This window comes from Lysobacter sp. BMK333-48F3, from assembly GCF_019733395.1.
In the GTDB taxonomy this organism is placed as follows: domain Bacteria; phylum Pseudomonadota; class Gammaproteobacteria; order Xanthomonadales; family Xanthomonadaceae; genus Lysobacter.
This window is the reverse complement of sequence record NZ_JAIHOO010000001.1, coordinates 3,610,507-3,625,971: the sequence shown is the minus strand read 5'-3', so window position 1 is coordinate 3,625,971 and position 15,465 is coordinate 3,610,507. Positions and strand designations below refer to the sequence as shown.

Annotated in this window: 17 protein-coding genes and 1 pseudogene; 7 read left to right on the top strand and 11 right to left on the bottom strand. The window is 70.0% G+C overall.

Going from position 1 to position 15,465, the window contains the following annotated elements:
* Positions 1-42: 42 nt before the first annotated feature.
* Both K4L06_RS15615 and K4L06_RS15610 read left to right on the top strand, forming a co-directional pair.
* Positions 43-273, top strand: coding sequence for a DUF4287 domain-containing protein (locus K4L06_RS15615; protein ID WP_221672271.1), 231 nt, complete (start codon positions 43-45; stop codon positions 271-273).
* A 50-nt stretch (positions 274-323) separates the two neighbouring features.
* A complete protein-coding gene (locus tag K4L06_RS15610; protein WP_221672270.1) occupies positions 324-674 on the top strand; it encodes a hypothetical protein in 351 nt (116 codons plus the stop codon).
* A gap of 76 nt (positions 675-750) precedes the next feature.
* Here the strand turns inward: K4L06_RS15610 and K4L06_RS15605 are convergent, their stop codons facing one another.
* The 4 genes and pseudogenes from K4L06_RS15605 to K4L06_RS22650 all read right to left on the bottom strand — a co-directional run bounded on the left by K4L06_RS15605 (position 751) and on the right by K4L06_RS22650 (position 4,986).
* Complete coding sequence (locus K4L06_RS15605) at positions 751-1,173, bottom strand: YqaA family protein (RefSeq protein ID WP_221673655.1); 423 nt, start codon at positions 1,171-1,173, stop codon at positions 751-753.
* Positions 1,174-1,236: 63 nt separating this feature from the next.
* Positions 1,237-3,297, bottom strand: a complete 2,061-nt coding sequence (locus tag K4L06_RS15600; protein ID WP_221672269.1) for a M13 family metallopeptidase — start codon at positions 3,295-3,297, stop codon at positions 1,237-1,239.
* Between the two features lie 436 nt (positions 3,298-3,733).
* Positions 3,734-4,132 (bottom strand): annotated as a pseudogene (locus tag K4L06_RS22655) (DUF1801 domain-containing protein); the annotation flags it as partial.
* Between the two features lie 38 nt (positions 4,133-4,170).
* Positions 4,171-4,986 carry a DUF1801 domain-containing protein gene (locus tag K4L06_RS22650; RefSeq protein WP_255595160.1) on the bottom strand — a complete coding sequence of 272 codons (816 nt, stop codon included), beginning with the start codon at positions 4,984-4,986 and terminating at the stop codon, positions 4,171-4,173.
* A 96-nt stretch (positions 4,987-5,082) separates the two neighbouring features.
* Between K4L06_RS22650 and K4L06_RS15585 the strand changes: the two genes are divergently transcribed.
* On the top strand, positions 5,083-5,925 hold the full coding sequence (locus K4L06_RS15585; protein WP_221672267.1) for an MnmC family methyltransferase: 843 nt from the start codon (positions 5,083-5,085) through the stop codon (positions 5,923-5,925).
* A gap of 3 nt (positions 5,926-5,928) precedes the next feature.
* Here K4L06_RS15585 and K4L06_RS15580 read toward each other — a convergent pair whose 3' ends face one another.
* Positions 5,929-6,726, bottom strand: coding sequence for an alpha/beta hydrolase (locus K4L06_RS15580; protein WP_221673653.1), 798 nt, complete (start codon positions 6,724-6,726; stop codon positions 5,929-5,931).
* 172 nt (positions 6,727-6,898) lie between these two features.
* Positions 6,899-7,771: a class I SAM-dependent methyltransferase gene (locus K4L06_RS15575; protein ID WP_221672266.1), complete on the bottom strand. Its 873-nt coding sequence runs from the start codon at positions 7,769-7,771 to the stop codon at positions 6,899-6,901.
* Between the two features lie 65 nt (positions 7,772-7,836).
* On the opposite strand from K4L06_RS15575, the gene K4L06_RS15570 reads away from it, so the two are divergent.
* On the top strand, positions 7,837-8,316 hold the full coding sequence (locus tag K4L06_RS15570) for a helix-turn-helix domain-containing protein (protein ID WP_343225770.1): 480 nt from the start codon (positions 7,837-7,839) through the stop codon (positions 8,314-8,316).
* A gap of 9 nt (positions 8,317-8,325) precedes the next feature.
* Here the strand turns inward: K4L06_RS15570 and K4L06_RS15565 are convergent, their stop codons facing one another.
* The 4 genes from K4L06_RS15565 to K4L06_RS15550 form a co-directional block, all read right to left on the bottom strand.
* Positions 8,326-9,483 (bottom strand): hypothetical protein, encoded by a 1,158-nt coding sequence (locus tag K4L06_RS15565; protein WP_221672265.1) that lies wholly within the window; start codon positions 9,481-9,483, stop codon positions 8,326-8,328.
* Between the two features lie 92 nt (positions 9,484-9,575).
* Positions 9,576-9,881, bottom strand: coding sequence for a hypothetical protein (locus tag K4L06_RS15560; RefSeq protein ID WP_221672264.1), 306 nt, complete (start codon positions 9,879-9,881; stop codon positions 9,576-9,578).
* Positions 9,882-9,972: 91 nt separating this feature from the next.
* Positions 9,973-10,269, bottom strand: coding sequence for a hypothetical protein (locus tag K4L06_RS15555; RefSeq protein WP_221672263.1), 297 nt, complete (start codon positions 10,267-10,269; stop codon positions 9,973-9,975).
* A 414-nt stretch (positions 10,270-10,683) separates the two neighbouring features.
* Positions 10,684-11,700 (bottom strand): alpha/beta hydrolase, encoded by a 1,017-nt coding sequence (locus K4L06_RS15550; protein WP_255595159.1) that lies wholly within the window; start codon positions 11,698-11,700, stop codon positions 10,684-10,686.
* A 144-nt stretch (positions 11,701-11,844) separates the two neighbouring features.
* Between K4L06_RS15550 and K4L06_RS15545 the strand changes: the two genes are divergently transcribed.
* Together K4L06_RS15545 and K4L06_RS15540 are read left to right on the top strand one after the other, a co-directional pair.
* A complete protein-coding gene (locus K4L06_RS15545; protein ID WP_221672262.1) occupies positions 11,845-12,744 on the top strand; it encodes a LysR family transcriptional regulator in 900 nt (299 codons plus the stop codon).
* Between the two features lie 131 nt (positions 12,745-12,875).
* Complete coding sequence (locus K4L06_RS15540; RefSeq protein ID WP_221672261.1) at positions 12,876-13,814, top strand: hypothetical protein; 939 nt, start codon at positions 12,876-12,878, stop codon at positions 13,812-13,814.
* A 44-nt stretch (positions 13,815-13,858) separates the two neighbouring features.
* Here the strand turns inward: K4L06_RS15540 and K4L06_RS15535 are convergent, their stop codons facing one another.
* A complete protein-coding gene (locus K4L06_RS15535) occupies positions 13,859-14,107 on the bottom strand; it encodes a hypothetical protein (protein ID WP_221672260.1) in 249 nt (82 codons plus the stop codon).
* A gap of 292 nt (positions 14,108-14,399) precedes the next feature.
* On the opposite strand from K4L06_RS15535, the gene K4L06_RS15530 reads away from it, so the two are divergent.
* The gene (locus tag K4L06_RS15530) at positions 14,400-15,458 is read left to right on the top strand and encodes a VOC family protein (protein ID WP_221672259.1); all 1,059 of its coding nucleotides are present in this window, start codon (positions 14,400-14,402) and stop codon (positions 15,456-15,458) included.
* Positions 15,459-15,465: the final 7 nt, after the last annotated feature.

Genomic DNA, 15,465 nt, shown 5'->3' with positions numbered 1-15,465 from the left:
CGCCCTTCCGGCCCCGCCGGCCCTTTCGATCAGGAGTCATCCATGTCCTTCCAGGCCTATCTCGACAACATCCAGACCAAGACCGGCAAGAGCCCGGCCGACTTCCGCGCCCTGGCGGCGAAGAAGGGCTATAGCGACGCCAAGGGCCTGCGGCCCGGGGTCAAGGCCGGCCAGGTGCTGGCCTGGCTGAAACAGGACTTCGAGCTCGGCCAGGGCCACGGCATGGCCATCGTCGCCTTGCTCAAGGGCATGAAGAAAGAAGGCGACCGCTGAGTCGCTCCTCCCCCGCGGGCCGCGCCCGCCTCATCCTCAAGGAATTCCCCATGAAGAAGTTCGTCGCCATCTTCACCGGCACGCCCGGCTCGATGGACGCCTGGCAGAAACTCGACCCGCAGACCCGCGCCGAGCGCGACCAGGCCGGCATGCAGGCCTGGGAGCAATGGGTACAGACCCATGCCGACATCATCGTCGACCACGGCGGCCCGCTCGGCAAAACCAAGCGCATCTCCAAGGACGGCATCGCCGACATCCGCAACGCGCTGGCCGGCTACACCGTGGTCCAGGCCGAGTCGCACGCGGCCGCGGCCAAGCTGTTCGAGAACCATCCGCACTTCACCATCTTTCCCGGCGACGGGGTCGAAGTGATGGAGTGTTTGCCGATTCCGGGAATGTAACCGCACAGGGACGGAGGGGGTTAAGCGCGCTTAACCCCCTCCGTCCCTGACGCGTTCGTCCGCTGCGTACTGCGCTCTAGACGTACCGCGCCGCCACGGCGGCGACCAGCGCATACCGCGCGATCTTGGCCACGGCGACCAGCGGCAGGAACACGCGCAGCGGTTCGCGCATCATCCCGGCGGCGAGGGTCAGCGGGTCGCCGATCACCGGCATCCAGCTCAGCAACAGGCTCCAGCGACCGTAGCGGCCGTACCAGGCGTGGGCACGGGCCAGCGCCGCCGGCTTGACCGGAAACCAGCGCCGATCGCTGAAACGCATCGCCTCGCGGCCCAACCACCAGTTGAGCAGCGAGCCGAGCACGTTGCCGACGCTGGCCGTCAGCACCAGCCATAGCGGCGTGTGGCCGGCGACGACCAGGCCGGCCAACACTCCTTCCGATTGCGCCGGCAGCAAGGTGGCGGCGACGAAGGCCGCCACGAACAGGCCCAGGTAAACCATGTCCGCGAACATCGCAGGGATCGACCGAGTCGAGCCTCGCTCGACCCCGTCGTCCCCGACGCATCACCAGATCCGCACGCGCTGTTCCGGCGCCAGGTACATCGCATCGCCCGGCTTGACCTCGAACGCGCGGTACCACGGGTCGAAGTTGCGCAGCGGACCGTTGGCGCGGTACTGCGACGGCGAATGCGGGTTGGTCTTGATCTGGTTCAGCAGCGCCTCGTCGCGGTACTTGCCCTTCCAGATCTGGCCCCAGGACAGGAAGAAGCGCTGATCGCCGCTGAGGCCGTCGATCACCGGCGCCGGCTTGCCGCCCAGGCTCAGCTGATAGGCGGTGTAGGCCATCGAGATGCCGCCCAGGTCGCCGATGTTCTCGCCCATGGTCAGGGCGCCGTTGACGCACTGGCCCGGCAGCGGGCAGTAGGCGTCGTACTGGGCGCCCAGCGCCTTGGTGCGCTGCTCGAAACCGGCGCGGTCGGCGTCGGTCCACCAGTTGCGCTGGATGCCGGCGAAGTCGGACTTGCTGCCCTGGTCGTCGAAGCCGTGGCCCATCTCGTGGCCGATCACCGCGCCGATGCCGCCGTAGTTCACCGCCGGATCGGCGTTGAGGTCGAAGAACGGCGCCTGCAGGATGCCGGCCGGGAACACGATCTCGTTGAAGGTCGAGTTGTAGTAGGCGTTGACCGTCTGCGGGGTCATGAACCACTCGTCGCGGTCCGGACGGGTGCCGATCCGGCGCACCTGGTCGTTGCGGCCGTAGGCGCGCAGCTGCATCACGTTGGCCATCAGGTCGTTCGGCACGATGGCGACGCTGGAGTAATCGCGCCACTTGTCCGGATAGCCGACCTTGGGCCGGAAGGTCGACAGCTTGCGATAGGCTTCGGCCTTGGTCGCATCGCCCATCCAGTCGATCTTCTCGATGTTGCTGCGCAGGGCTTTGCGCAGGTTCTCGACCAGCGCCTGCATCGCCGCCTTGGCCTGCGGCGAGAAATTGCGCTCGACGTAGAGCTTGCCCATCGCATCGCCGAGGCCGTCCATGCCGGTGACCGCGGCCACCGCGCGCTTCCAGTCGTCGCGCTGCGCTTTCTGGCCGCTCAGCACGGTGCCGTTGAAGGCGAACGCGGCGTCGTCGATCTCGCGGCTCAGCAGGCCGGCGTTATTGCGCACCGCGTGGAAGGTCAGGTAGTCGCGCCACACCGGCAGCGGGGTCTTGCCGATCACGTCCAGCACCGGCTGCACCGCGCTCGGGGTGGCCACGTTGACCCGGTCGATCGCCGGCATGCCCTGCGCCTTCAGCTGCGCCGCCCAGTCGTAGCCGGTGTACTGCTTGCCGAGCTCGGCGAAGCTGGAGACGTTGTAGGTCTTGTCGCGGTCGCGCAGCTTGGCGCGTTCCCATTGCGGCTTGGCCAGTTCGGTCTCCAGCGCCAGCACCGCCTGCGCGCGCGCCTTGGCGTCGCTCGCCCCGGCGAAGCCGAGCATGCGTTCGATGTGGGCCAGATAAGCGGTGCGGATGCCGACGAAGCGCGCGTCCTGGTTGAGGTAGTAGTCGCGGTCCGGCAGGCCGAGGCCGCCGACGCGCAGGCCGACCAGGTACTGGTCCGGGTCCTTGCGGTCGAGGTCCACGCCCAGGCGCACCGGCGCGGCGCTGCCGTCGAGGTCGGCGCGGCCGAACGCGGCGATCAGCGCCGACTGCGAATCGATCTTGGCGATCTTGTCCAGCACCGGCTGCAGCGGACGGATGCCGGCGGCGTCGCGCGCGGCGCGGTCCATGTAGCTGGCGTAGTAATCGCGCAGCTTGCGCGCGTCGCTGCCGGGGGCCAGGTCCTGGCGCTGGCGCAGTTCTTCGATGATCGCGTGCACCTGCGCCTCGGACTGGTCGCGCAGCGCGTTGAACGAGCCGTAGGAGGTCTCGTAGTCCTTGAGCTGATAGCTGTCCAGCCAGTGGCCGTTGACGTAGCGGTTGAAGTCGTCGCCCGGCTTGACCTGGGTATCGCGCGCGCTCAGATCGACGCCGAAGCTTCCCAGTCGCGGCTGACCCTGGGCGCCGGCCCCGGCGGCCTGGACGGAGGGGACGGCCAATGCGGCGGCGAGCGCCAGGCCCAGGCTCAAACGTGAAAGCTTCATGGTGGTGCGGTCCCCGGTGGAAAAGGCGCAGCCTAGCGCAGCGCCGGGGACCTGTCCTGGGCCGATGGTATGGGCGCCGGCGGCCGGATTCGGCAAAACCGCAGCGCGTCCCGGCGGCCGCGCTGCGGCGCGCCGGGACGGGCGTTCAGGCCTTGCCGGCCGGCTTCTTGGCGACCTTCTTGGCCGCCGTCTTCCCGACCACCTTGGCGGGCGCCTTGCCGGCGGCCGGGGCCGCGGCCGTCTTCTTGTCCGCTTTTTTGACCGCTTTTTTGACCGCTTTTTTGACCGCTTTCTTGGCCGGTTTCTTGGTCGGTTTCTCGGCTGCCTTCTTGACCGTCTTCTTGATCGCCTTCTTGGCAGCGTTCGCGGCCGCGCCCACCGGCGCGGCCGACTGGGTCGCCGCCTTCTTGACCGCCTTCTTAACCGCCGCGCCGGCCTTGGCCGAGGCGTTGTGCGCCGCGCCGGCGCGGATCAGCGCCTGCAAGGCCTTGCCGTCGATCGCCACGCCCTCGCGGAAGTCGATCGCCCGGCGGGTATTGCCGTCGAGGCTGGAATTGAACAGGCCGCTCGGGTCGTCCAGCGCGGCGCCCTTGGCGAAGGTCAGCTTGACCGCGCTCTTGTAGACCTCGCCGGTGCATACGATGCCGCCGCTCGACCACACCGGCACGCCCCACTTCCACTCTTCGACGATCCCCGGCTCGGCCTGCAGGATCAGCTTGCGCGCCTGGGCCAGGGTCTTGCCGCGCCAGTCGGGCAGTCCCGCGATGTGCTCGTCGATCTTCGCCGACGCCGCCTGGTCGTCCGCGCCGCCGGTACCGCCGTGCTTGCTCTTCATGCCTGGTCGCCTCCAAAAAGTGGGCTATCGCCGCAACGCTACATCCGTTCCCCGGGCAAACGGCTGGCCTGTTCGGCCCAGGCCAGGAACTGCGCCTGGTCGAACGGCTGGTTTTCGTACACGTGCAGATAGCGCGTATGCGCGGTCTTCGACGGCTCCGGCGGCATCGGCCGCAGCGAGGTGCCGCGGAAAAACGCCAGCTTGATGTAACGGTCGAAGCAATGAAAGCTCAGGAACCAACCCTCGCCGCGGATGCCGTAAAACGGCGAGTTCCACTTGACCGCCTTGTGCGCGTTCGGCACCGCTTCGACGATCAAGGCATCCAGGCGCTGTCCGACCGCGCGCTTCCAGCCCGGCATCGCGGCGATATAGGCCTGCACCGGCGCATCGCCCTCGCCCTTGGCGATCTGCGGATTGCCGCCCGACAGCAGCACCGGCGCCTTGCCGGCGGCGGAATTCGCTCGGGCCGGCTTCGCAAGCGTTCCGATCGCGGCCTTCCCGGCAGCTGCCTTGGCGCTCGAACGCTTCTTGGCGACGGCCTGCTTGGCCGCGGCCTGCTTGGTTGCGGCCTTCCTGGTCGCGGGCTGCTTGGCCGCGCTCTTGCGGGCCTCGACTGACTTCACCGCGGCTTGCGTCGCCGCCGCCTGCTTGCCTGCGGTTTTCTTGCCTGCGGCTTGCTTGGCGACCGGTTTCGCCGGCCGTTTGCCGGCGACGGAACGGACCGGGGAAGGTACCGGAGAGCGGGACGGCTTCGCGGTCATGGCGCGGCTCCCTGTGCGGTGGCCGTTCTTTATACCCCCACCCGCTGCCCCGGCCGCATCCGGGCTATCCCCAGTGTCCGCCCGCATCGGCATGACCGGTCCGCGACGCGCGGCCCGCCGCGCCGGTCGAGAAAACCGGGCGCGCGCCTTATCCTGGGCGCCGCATTCGCCCGACCAGGAACACCCGCCGTGCCGCATTACTCAGGCCCCCTGCTGACCGCGCCGCTGGCCGACCGACTGCTCGCCGCGCGCGCCGCCGGCCACGGCGAATGGAGCGGCTCGCTGGACCTGGACCGCTCCAGCGGCAGCGCGGCGCTGCACGCCGACGCCTGGCATTGGCAGGGGCAGGCCTATCCCTACCCGGCCAAACTCAAGGACCGCACCATCTACTACTGGGACGGCGCGGACTTCGCCGCGGTCTCGCGCTACGCCGGCTCGCTGATCAAGCTGGTGCCCACGCCATGGGGCGCGCCGACCTTCGAGATCGACGGCATCAAGATGCTGCCGACCGCCAAGACCTCGCCGCTCGACGACGCGCGGCGCAAGGTCGCGCTGATCGAACCGCGCGGCAAGAGCGTGCTCGACACCTGCGGCGGCCTGGGCTATTTCGCCGCCTGCTGCCTGGACGCGGGCGCGGCGCGGATCCGGTCGTTCGAAAAGAACGAAAGCGTGCTGTGGCTGCGTACGCTCAATCCCTGGTCGCCGGACCCCGACGCGCCGGCCAGCGGCGGTCGCCTGCAACTGAGCCACGGCGACGTATCGCAGGCGATCGCCGGAATCGGCGACGCTTCGGTCGACGCCTTGCTGCACGACCCGCCGCGTTTCGGCATCGCCGGCGAACTGTATTCGCAGGCCTTCTACGAGCAACTGGCGCGCGTGCTGCGCCGCGGCGGCCGGCTGTTCCACTACACCGGCAGCCCGAACAAGCTCACCAGCGGCCGCGACGTGCCGCGCGAAGTCGCCAAGCGCCTGGACAAGGCCGGCTTCAAGGCCGAACTGGCCCTCGACGGCGTGCTGGCGACCCGGCGCTGAGGCTCAGGGCGCCGCGGCCAGCGCCGCGACCGAACGCACCGCCTCGGCCACCGCCTTGGGATCTTCGCGGTGGATGTTGTGGCCGGTGGCGTAGTAGCGATGGCTGCCGCGGGAGAAACCGGCGAACAACTCGGCGTGCTGGCGCTTCCAGATCGCCTTGCCCTGCGCGGTTTCCTCCAGCACCAAGGGCTCGGCGGCGACCTGGGTCGAGGTCATCAACGCCACCGGCACGTCGGCCGGCGCGCGCGGCACCGCCGCATCGGCGCGGTCGAGCTGTTCGACCAGCAGGCGGTAGTCGGCGGCCATCGGCGGCGGCAGCATGCCGAGCAAGGCGCGATCGTCGGCCGCCACCCGCTCCGGGGCGGCCTGCTTGAACGCATGGCGCTGGCTCATCGTGGCCGGGTCGACCAGCACCACGCCGAGCAGGCGCTGCGGATGGCGGCGGGCGAACTCGCTGGCGAGCAGGCCGCCGTAGGAGTGCCCGACCAGTATCAGCTTGCGCTGCGGCGCCAGCGTGTCGATCACCGCCTGCAAGTCCTGCAGGTGTTGCTCGATGCTTTGCGGCCGGGCGGCGCGGGCATAGGCGATGCAGCTGCAGTCGGCGCCGAGTTCGGCGATGGTCTGCTTCCACACGCCCGCGCCCTGGCCGAAACCGGATTCGAACACCACCGTCACCGGTCCCTGCCCTTGCTGCTGCGCCTGCAGGCTATAGCCGTCGCGCTGCACCTGGCTGTCGCCGGCCTGCGCCGCCGCGGCGCACAACAAACCCAACGCCAGCACCGTCGATCGTCCCCACCGCATCGCCTTGTCCATATCCGCTCCCTTGTGGTCGACAGGGCGGGCCGATCGTTTCGGTCTCGGCCGCGCCCCGATGAACACAATGCTAGCGTTGTATCTTACTAATACACCATGCCGAAAGATGGAGTGACTTTCGGACTACGGAGGATCGGCCGCTCCCGCATCGACGCCATGCTCAGGCCTCGGCGTCGACGCACCAGCAGGCGGCCTGGAAGCGGATCCGGTCGCCGCGCAGGAACGGCGCGAACGCCGGCACGATCGCCTCGACGATCCTCGCCCGCGTGGCCTCGTCGGCCGCGGCCAATGCCAGCCCCACCGGGCCCAATCGGCTCAGGTAGCCCGGCAGTTCGCGCGCAGCGAAGCCGCATTCGACCTCGAACCCGCGCAACTCGATCGCCCGCCAACCGGCCTGCTGCAGGATCTCGCGCACGTGCTGCGCATCGGCGAACGCGAACTGGCCCGGGCCGCCCGGCGAGCGCGGCGGCAGGCCCGGCAACAGCGGCGCCGCCGCACGCTCGGCGGAGGTCATGAACGGATTCTCCGCCGCGCCGCGCCAGGCGACGAAACGCATCGCGCCGCCTTCGCGCAGCGCGCCGCGCAAGCGCGCGAACGCAGCGACCGGGTCGTCGAAGAACATCACGCCCAGGCGCGACAGGATCAGGTCGTAACGCGCGCCGCCGAGTTCGTGGCGCTGCGCATCGGCGCAGACGAAGCGCGCATCGACGGCTTCGCGTTCGGCGCGGGCGCGGGCCAGTCCGACCATCGGCTCGGAGATGTCGACGCCGGTGCAGCGCGCGCCGGCGCGCGCCGCGGCCAGCGCCAGCGCGCCGGTGCCGCAGCCCACGTCCAACACTTCGGCGCCGGGCCGTCGCGATACCGGTTCCAGCAACACCGGCAGCAGCGGCGCGAGCATCGCGTCCAGCAGCGCCTGGCTCTCGACCCAGGCCTGGCCGGCGGGGCCGTTCCACAACGCGGCCTGGTCGATGTGCGGCGGGGTCGGTTCGGCCGCTGCTTCGGGTTCGAAGTCGTAACTGGTCGGAACGGTCATGGCGGCTTGCCTGGCGAGGAAGGAGTCCGCACCATGCCACTTCAAGTTCGCTTGAGGTCAAGCCCGTGCAGTGCCTGGATATCGCCCAAGTCGCCCGCGCCTCCGGCGTGCCCGCCTCGACCCTGCGCTTCTACGAAGAAAAGGGCCTGATCGCTTCGCTCGGCCGGCGCGGCCTGCGCCGGCTGTTCGCCGCCGACGTGCTCGAACGCCTGGCCCTGATCGCGCTCGGCCGCGCCGCCGGCTTCTCGCTGGAGGAAATCGGCCGGGTGTTCGCCGACGGCGGCCGCGCCATCGACCGGCAATTGCTGTTGGCCAAGGCCGACGAACTCGACCGCCGCATCCGTCGGCTCGGCGCGATGCGCGACGGCCTGCGCCATGCCGCGCGCTGCCGCGCGCCCAGCCATCAGGAATGCCCGACCTTCCAGCGCATCGTCCGCGCCGCCGGCAGCGGCGCGTTGGAGCGCCGCCAGATCGGCGCCGACGACGCCGCGCGCGGCGATGGGCTGGCGGCGCGCAAACGCCCGCCGCGCAAGCCCGGCGCGTGAGCGTTGCGCTCAGAAGCAGACGATGAAGCAGTAGATCTGCGACTTGTCCAAAGCCACATCGATGGTCTCGCCGTCGCGCGGCACCGTCACCTTCTTCTCGAACGTCGTGCCCTGCTGCACCGTATACGACCAGTACGCGACCTGGTCGTTGGAGCCGATGTACTGATTGCCCCGGTAGACATCGGTCCGGCCGACGACTTCGGGTCGGTTGACGGTCTTTTCGTAGGAGAAATTCGCCACCAGCAGGTATTCGCCCGCCGGCATGTTGGTGAACTCCCAACGTCCCTGGTCGTCGAGGATCCGGGTCGACATGAAATGCTTGAGGATGTGCAGCGGAATCTGCTCGGGCAGCTTCTTGTTGCGCTTGACCTGTTCGTACCAGACCTTGAACTCGTCGGTCATCCAGATAAGACCGACCGCGCGGCTGCCCTTCGGCGGGTATTTCTTCTTCGCCAGCGCCGCGCCCTTGAAAAAGGTCTGGCCGCGGATCGTCGAGGTGCCCAGCGGCCGCAGTTCGGCGGTCGCCTCGCGCAGGCTCTTGCCGACGAAACGCTTGCCGTCCAGGCAGGACAGCAGCGCTCCGCGGGCCTGGTCCAGGCCGTCGTAGGCCACCGACACCGTTGGAGCGGCGACCAGCTTCAGCTGCATCTCGTCCTCGCGGTCGCGCATCGACTTCAGGGTCTGGCGGATATCGCCGGCCGGAATCGCGAGCACGCCGGCCGAGCTCGCCGCGTCGCCGGGCAACTGCATGGCGTTGAGCCGGGTGACCGGCAGGTCCTTCTGCACCAGCTCCACCTGCACCTGCTGCGGCGAACGGGACGAAGGGATGCCGTAGCCGTCGAACAGGATGGACGACGCGCGCGAGCTCGTGGTCGGCCCGAGTATCGCCAGCCCGACCGCGCCGGCCCGCGCCGGCACGAATTTCACCGCGCAGTTCAAGCCCGGACGCGCGGCATCCTCGCGCAGCATCCATGCGCCCAGGGTCGAGCGGGTCACCAGCTTGGCCTCGGCGGCCTGGCCCGACCCGGAAGCCGAAGTTGCGGCAGCGCCGGCTCCGGCCTGCATCGCGCTTGCGGCGCCGCACAGGCCGATCCACAGCAGGCACGAAAGCCACGCCTTGCGCCGGAATACTCCGCCGGTGCCTGCGTTGCGACGATGGTCGGACATCATTGGCCTCTCTCGCTTCATCCTGTCCACACGATACCCGAACCGCGCGAGCGGCGGTCCGGCCATCGCCTTCGCTTCGCCGTGGCGGCGGCCTACGTGTCGGGCGCGCCGCACGCGCGCAAGGCGTCCACGCTGCGTGCCGCCATCGCGCAGTCGAAATGCCGGCGCGTCACCAGTCCGGAGCTGGCGCAGGTGGCCGAATCCTTGCTCAGTTGTTCTTCGCCCAGCACCGCGGCGGCCTCCATGCCGTCCAGGCGATAGGTGTGCACGTAGTAGGCGCGGCAGTCCTGCGCGCTCGCCACGGTGGAGCCGGTGCCGGCGATGGGCGAGCAGGCGGTGGAAACCGTCGCGACAACCAGAACGATCGTCCGCAGTGTTATTGGCATGTCGCTGTCCATGAGATTCGTTTGCGTGAGCGGTCCGGCTGCCGGCGGCGATGCGATGCCCACCGGTCGGCGCGCGGCCGATGGCGGGTCCGCGCGGCCGCGCTCACATCGGGTTGCAGACCGGCGGGTTGGTCATCCCGAACGACAGCAGATTGCCGCCGTTGACCGTGCAGGCATAGGTCTTTCCGCTCTTGGCCTTGATCGTCGCGTAGGTGTTGACGCCTTCGGTGCGGCGGTTGACCAGGATGAGGTCGGACGGCGACAGCCCGAGCACACCCGAGGTCTTGGACAGGATGTCCGCATCGGTGAGGCTGTTGGTTTTGGTGGCGATAGCGCTGCAGCCGCTGACGAAAACGCTGCCGACGGCCAGCGCAACGAAGGCCAAGCTCCGGATGTTCATTGCATCACTCCTTTGAGGGGGCTCGAAAACGCCTCGCGCACGCCGCCCCGACGGACGCGCGCAGTCCTGGCCGTCGCGCCACGTTACGGCGGCGCGACGGCCTGGCGACCACGAGCCCGAAGACACGCCAGGCGATCCTCGCCGGCGACCGGTTACTCGCGATGCGGCGCTAGGCTGCCCGCGCGCCCGGCGCCGGCGCAACACGGCGGTGACGAACTGGATCGAATGCGGGACGAACCGGTGATTCCCTGCGCTCAAGCGAAGTGCGTGCGGACGAAAAAAGCCGCCGCGCCGGTCGCGCCACCGTGCAGACACGACGAAGCGATCGGGCGCCGGCGGGATGCCGTGCGCGCGACCGCTTCGGATGACGATGCCGCCGCTGGCGCCGGCATGGCCGGCGCAGCGGTGTGCCGTTCACTGACCGCGCTTCACATGCCGGTCCAGGAAGCCGCCGATCTCGCGCGCCATTTCCACCCCGTGGGTCTCCAGGGCGAAGTGGCCGGTGTCGTACAGCTTCACCGTCGCGTTCGGGTTGTCGCGGCGGTACGGCGCGGCGCCGGCGGCGACGAAGATCTCGTCGTTGCGCCCCCACAGCACCAGCATCGGCGGCTTGCGTTCGCGGAAGTAACGCTGCCATTGCGGGTACAGCGGCAGGTTGGTGCGGTAGTCGTAGAACAGGTCGAGCTGGATTTCCTGGTTGCCCGGGCGGTCCAGCCCGGCCTGGTCGTGGCTCCAGGCGTCGCGGCTGACCAGCGACACGTCGGGCACGCCGTTGGTGTATTGCCACTGCGTCGCCTTGGCGCTGGTCAGCCAGCGCAGCGCCTCGCGTTCGGCCGGCGCGCCGCTGCGCCAGTAGGCCTTGATCGGATCCCAGAAGCCGGCGATGCCCTCGCTGTAGGCGTTGCCGTTCTGGACCACGATCGCGCTGACCCGTTGCGGATGCGCCGTCGCCAGGCGGAAACCCACCGGTGCGCCGTAGTCCATCACGTACAGGGCGTAGCGCTTCAGGCCCAGGCGCTGGGTCAGGCCGTCCACCACTTTGGCGTAGTTGTCGAAGGTGTAGGCGAACTGCTCGCGCGGCGGCGCGGCGCTGTAGCCGAACCCCGGGTAGTCCGGAGCGATCACGCGGTAGCGCTTGGCCAGGCGCGGGATCAGGTCGCGGAACATGTGCGAGGAGGTCGGGAAGCCGTGCAACAGCAGCAGCGCCGGCGCGTCGGCCGGGCCGGCTTCGCGATAGAACACCTCGACGCCGTCGATGTCGACGGTGCGGTGACGCACCTGCTCGACGGCGGCCGCGGTCTGGACGGTCGGCGCCGCGGCGGCGGTCGCGGTCGGGGCGGCCTGGGCGGCGCCGGCGGCCAGCAGCGCGGCGGTGGTCATGCTCAACAGGGGCGCGCTCAACAGGGTCGCGCTCAACAAGGTCTTGCTCATGAGAAAGGCTCCGAAGGGTCGCCGGCTGCAGCGGGCCCGGCGACCGAGTGGGAAGGTCGTGCTGCGGGAGCCACTTTGAATCTTTCTCGTATCGATGATAATCGGCGACGAAGACACTTCACCATTACCAAAACAGGAATAACCGTGGACCGTCTGCAAGCCATGAGCGTGTTCGCCGCCGTCTGCGACACCGGCGGCTTCGCCGCCGCCGCGCGCCGGCTGGGGCTGTCGCCGCCGGTGGTCACCCGCACCGTGGCCCAACTGGAAACCCACCTCGGCGTGCGCCTGCTCCAGCGCACCACCCGCTCGCTGCACCTCACCGACGCCGGCACCCGCTACCTGGACCAGGTCCGGCGGGTGCTGGCCGAGGTCGACGCCGCCGAGGACATCGCCCGCGGCGAACAGGAACGGCCGCGCGGGCGGCTGGTGATCTCGGCGCCTTTGACCTTCGGCCGCATGCACATCGCCGCGCTGGTGCGGCGCTATCTGGCGGCCTATCCGGACGTGGTCGCCGAACTGCAGCTCAACGACCGCAACGTCAGCCTGATCGAAGAAGGCGTCGACATCGCGATCCGCCTGGGCGCGCTGAGCGATTCCAGCCTGGTCGCGCGTGCGCTGGGCAGCACCCGCCGGGTGCTGGTCGCCAGCCCGGCCTACCTGGCCGAGCGCGGGCGCCCGGCGACGCCGGAGCAGATCGCCGGCCACGACACCATCGCCTTCGGTCCGGTCCACGCCAACGGCGACTGGCTGTTCGCCGACCCGCACGATCCCGGCCGCGAACTGCGCATCGCCATCGCCCCGCGCCTGGCCACCAACAGCGCCGAGGCCGCGATCGACCACGCCCGCGAAAGCGGCGGCCTGATCCGCGCCCTGCACTACCAGGTCGCCGCGCATCTGGCCGCGGGCGAACTGGAGATCCTGTTGCCGCAGTTCGAACGCCCGCCCTCGCCGATCCACGCCGTCTATCCCAGCGCGCGGATGCTGCCGGCGCGGGTGCGGGCGTTCGTGGAGCTGGCCTTGGCCGACGGGGTACGCACCTACTGAAGCCCGCGCTTCGCGCCGCGGTTGCGCAAAAAGAAACAGCTTCGCCGCACCGGCCGGTCTAGACTCGGCGCCTTCGCGCGCCGCTATCGACGACTTCACCCGACGGTTCGGCCGACTCAAGGAACTTCAGCATGCTACGCCGCGATCTGCTCCGCCTGGCCGCCCTTTCGCCCCTGCTCGCCGCCGCCGGCCGGCTGCCCGCGGCCGATGCGCCGGCGCCGAGCGACCTGATGCCGGCGTTCTGGCGCGCCTACGACGCCGGACGCGCGGCCGAGGACCGCGTGCAGGCGATCGCCCAGGCCTTCTTCGCCCCGAACGCCGAGCTCTACGCCGGCGCCGGACTCAAGCCCACGCCGGAACGGCTGGCCAGTTGGCTGCCGCAGTTCGACGCCATCGCCGAATCGGCGCGCCGCCTCAGCGCGGGCTTCGCCGGCCACTACCGGCGCCACGTCGAGCACTTCCAGCGCGAATTCCCCGACTTCCGCCGCGAGCGGGCGCCGATCTACCTGATGCCCTCGCTGTTCAACTTCGACGGCCACCTGCGGCCGTGGCAGGGCAAGCTGCCGCTGTTCGTCGGCATCGACGGCATCGTCCGCTACCACGGCGACGAGGCCAATCTGTCGGTGTTCCTCGACCACGAATCCTTCCACCTCTACCACGGCCAACTGGTGCCCGAACTGCTGATGGACGAGCAGCCGCCGGTCTACGGCTCGCTGTGGATCGAAGGCCTGGCCACCTACGTCAGCGAACGCCTCAACCCCGACGCCAGCCGGGTGCAGGTGCTGCTCGACGACCGCAAACTGGCGGCGGTCGACGACGCCGGCGTGCGCGACCTCGCCGGCAAGCTGCTGGCCGTGCTGGATTCGACCACGCCCGAGGACGCCAACCGCTTCTTCGGCGCCGGCCACAAAGGCCCCGAACCCGCCCGCGGCGGCTACCTGGTCGGCCTGCGCGTCGCCCGCCGCCTCGGCCAGGGCCGGCCGCTGGCGGAACTGGCGCGGACGCCGCTGGCGCAGCTGCGCGGGTTGATCCAGCAGCAGTTGCAGGGATTGGCCGAAGGCCAGGCCTGAGCGATATCGCGAGCGCGCGGCATCGCTCGATCCGGATCCTCGCCCTACGGCACCTCGCACGACCAGATCGAATCGGCCAGCCACAGGTTGGCGCGGGTGACGTGGCTGTAGACCTCGGCGATCGGCGTGCCGCCCTGGGCCTGGCATTGGCCGATGGCGTCGGCGCGGGCGTCTTCCAGGGCGATGCCGGGGTCGTAGCTTTGGCCGTGGCCGCTGACGTGGACCACACCGGCCAGGGCCGTGCCCGATATCGACAACAGCAGCGCGGCGGTCGCAAGGGCGAGTCGCTTCATCGTGACGTCCTCGTGCGTGGGTGACCGGCCGCATTCGAGCATGAGCGCGGAAGACCGCCGTGAAGAACCGGTAAGCGCGGCGTAAATGCCGCGCCGCGCAGCGCTGTGGGCGGCGCAGCTATCGGGTAAGAAGGCGCGCGGTCGCTTGCTCCATCGTTTTGTCTGCATCGCTGGTCGCCAGCCGAGCGCCTCGCGATCGTCCGTTCGTATCCGCCGCCGTCCATTCGTGCGCGCCGGCATGGCATCGCGTCCGCGAAGCTGTCGGCCATCGCACCGACACCCGGAGACCGCAATGCTCGTGTACCGCTTCCTGCGCCCTGCCCTCGCCTTCGCGCTGTGCCCGGCCCTGCTGGCGCTCGCCCATGCCGCCGGCGCGGCGCCGACCGCGGCGCCCGTCGCCGGCAGCGAAATCGACCACGCCCTGGTCTGGGGCCGCAGCATCGATCAGATCAGCGCGGCGATGACGGTCAGGCTGGGTTTCCAGGTCCGGCCGGGACGGATCACCGGCGGCGTCGCCAATCGTTACGTGCGCTTCGGCGACCGCAGCTACATCGAGCTGTTCGGCATCGAAAGCGCCCAGCCCGAGTTCGACCCCGGCATGCAGGCCGACCAGTCCGCGCTGCGCGGCGGCGCCGGCTCGCACACCTTCGGCCTGCGCTCCGGCACGCTCGAGGCGGCGCGCGAACTGCTGCGGCAACAAGGGCTGGCGGCCACGCCGCTGTTCACCGCCGCGGCCGACGACCCCGATGGCGACGGCCCCGGCCGGCCGCCGCGCTGGCGCCTGTTCGCGTTCGAAACGCAGCCGCTGTCGAGCAATCTGTTCTTCATCGACTACGCCCGCCTCGCCGCGACGCCGGAGCGCGCGCTCGACCAGCGCATCGGCCCGCAACACCCCAACGGCGCCCAGGCCCTGAGCGGCCTGTGGCTGCTGTCGGCCGACGCCGAGGCCGACCGCAGGCAGTTCGAACGCATGGGCTTCGCCGGCCTGACTCCCATCCGCCTGGCGCAGATCGGCGCGCGGGGCTATTGCGTACCGGTCGGGCGCAAGCATCTGCTGGCCCTGCAACCCGACGGCGACGGCGCCGCCGCCGATGCGCTGCGCGAGCGCGGCCCGCAGGTGCTCGGGCTCAGCATCGCCGTGGCCGATCTGCAGCAGGCGAAATGGCGGGTGGAGCGCGGCTACGAGAGCCGGCTGACCGGCTATCGCGGCGCCTGGGGCGAGGCGTTCCTGGCCCCGACCCAGGGCGACCTCGGCCTGCTGGTCGAGTTCCACGCCGCGGCGTCGACCGACACGCCCTGCGGCGCGGGTCGAAGCATCCGCACAGCAGGACCAGGCGGCGCTGCGCGCTGAACGCGCA

What these genes read in the sequence shown, in the direction of transcription:
- K4L06_RS15615 (WP_221672271.1), top strand. Translation starts at nt 43, where the DNA reads ATGTCCTTCCAGGCCTATCTCGACAACATCCAGACCAAGACCGGCAAG.
- K4L06_RS15610 (WP_221672270.1), top strand. Translation starts at nt 324, where the DNA reads ATGAAGAAGTTCGTCGCCATCTTCACCGGCACGCCCGGCTCGATGGAC.
- K4L06_RS15605 (WP_221673655.1), bottom strand. Translation starts at nt 1,173, where the DNA reads ATGGTTTACCTGGGCCTGTTCGTGGCGGCCTTCGTCGCCGCCACCTTG.
- K4L06_RS15600 (WP_221672269.1), bottom strand. Translation starts at nt 3,297, where the DNA reads ATGAAGCTTTCACGTTTGAGCCTGGGCCTGGCGCTCGCCGCCGCATTG.
- K4L06_RS22650 (WP_255595160.1), bottom strand. Translation starts at nt 4,986, where the DNA reads ATGCCGATGCGGGCGGACACTGGGGATAGCCCGGATGCGGCCGGGGCA.
- K4L06_RS15580 (WP_221673653.1), bottom strand. Translation starts at nt 6,726, where the DNA reads ATGCGGTGGGGACGATCGACGGTGCTGGCGTTGGGTTTGTTGTGCGCC.
- K4L06_RS15575 (WP_221672266.1), bottom strand. Translation starts at nt 7,771, where the DNA reads ATGACCGTTCCGACCAGTTACGACTTCGAACCCGAAGCAGCGGCCGAA.
- K4L06_RS15565 (WP_221672265.1), bottom strand. Translation starts at nt 9,483, where the DNA reads ATGTCCGACCATCGTCGCAACGCAGGCACCGGCGGAGTATTCCGGCGC.
- K4L06_RS15560 (WP_221672264.1), bottom strand. Translation starts at nt 9,881, where the DNA reads ATGGACAGCGACATGCCAATAACACTGCGGACGATCGTTCTGGTTGTC.
- K4L06_RS15555 (WP_221672263.1), bottom strand. Translation starts at nt 10,269, where the DNA reads ATGAACATCCGGAGCTTGGCCTTCGTTGCGCTGGCCGTCGGCAGCGTT.
- K4L06_RS15550 (WP_255595159.1), bottom strand. Translation starts at nt 11,700, where the DNA reads ATGAGCAAGACCTTGTTGAGCGCGACCCTGTTGAGCGCGCCCCTGTTG.
- K4L06_RS15540 (WP_221672261.1), top strand. Translation starts at nt 12,876, where the DNA reads ATGCTACGCCGCGATCTGCTCCGCCTGGCCGCCCTTTCGCCCCTGCTC.
- K4L06_RS15535 (WP_221672260.1), bottom strand. Translation starts at nt 14,107, where the DNA reads ATGAAGCGACTCGCCCTTGCGACCGCCGCGCTGCTGTTGTCGATATCG.
- K4L06_RS15530 (WP_221672259.1), top strand. Translation starts at nt 14,400, where the DNA reads ATGCTCGTGTACCGCTTCCTGCGCCCTGCCCTCGCCTTCGCGCTGTGC.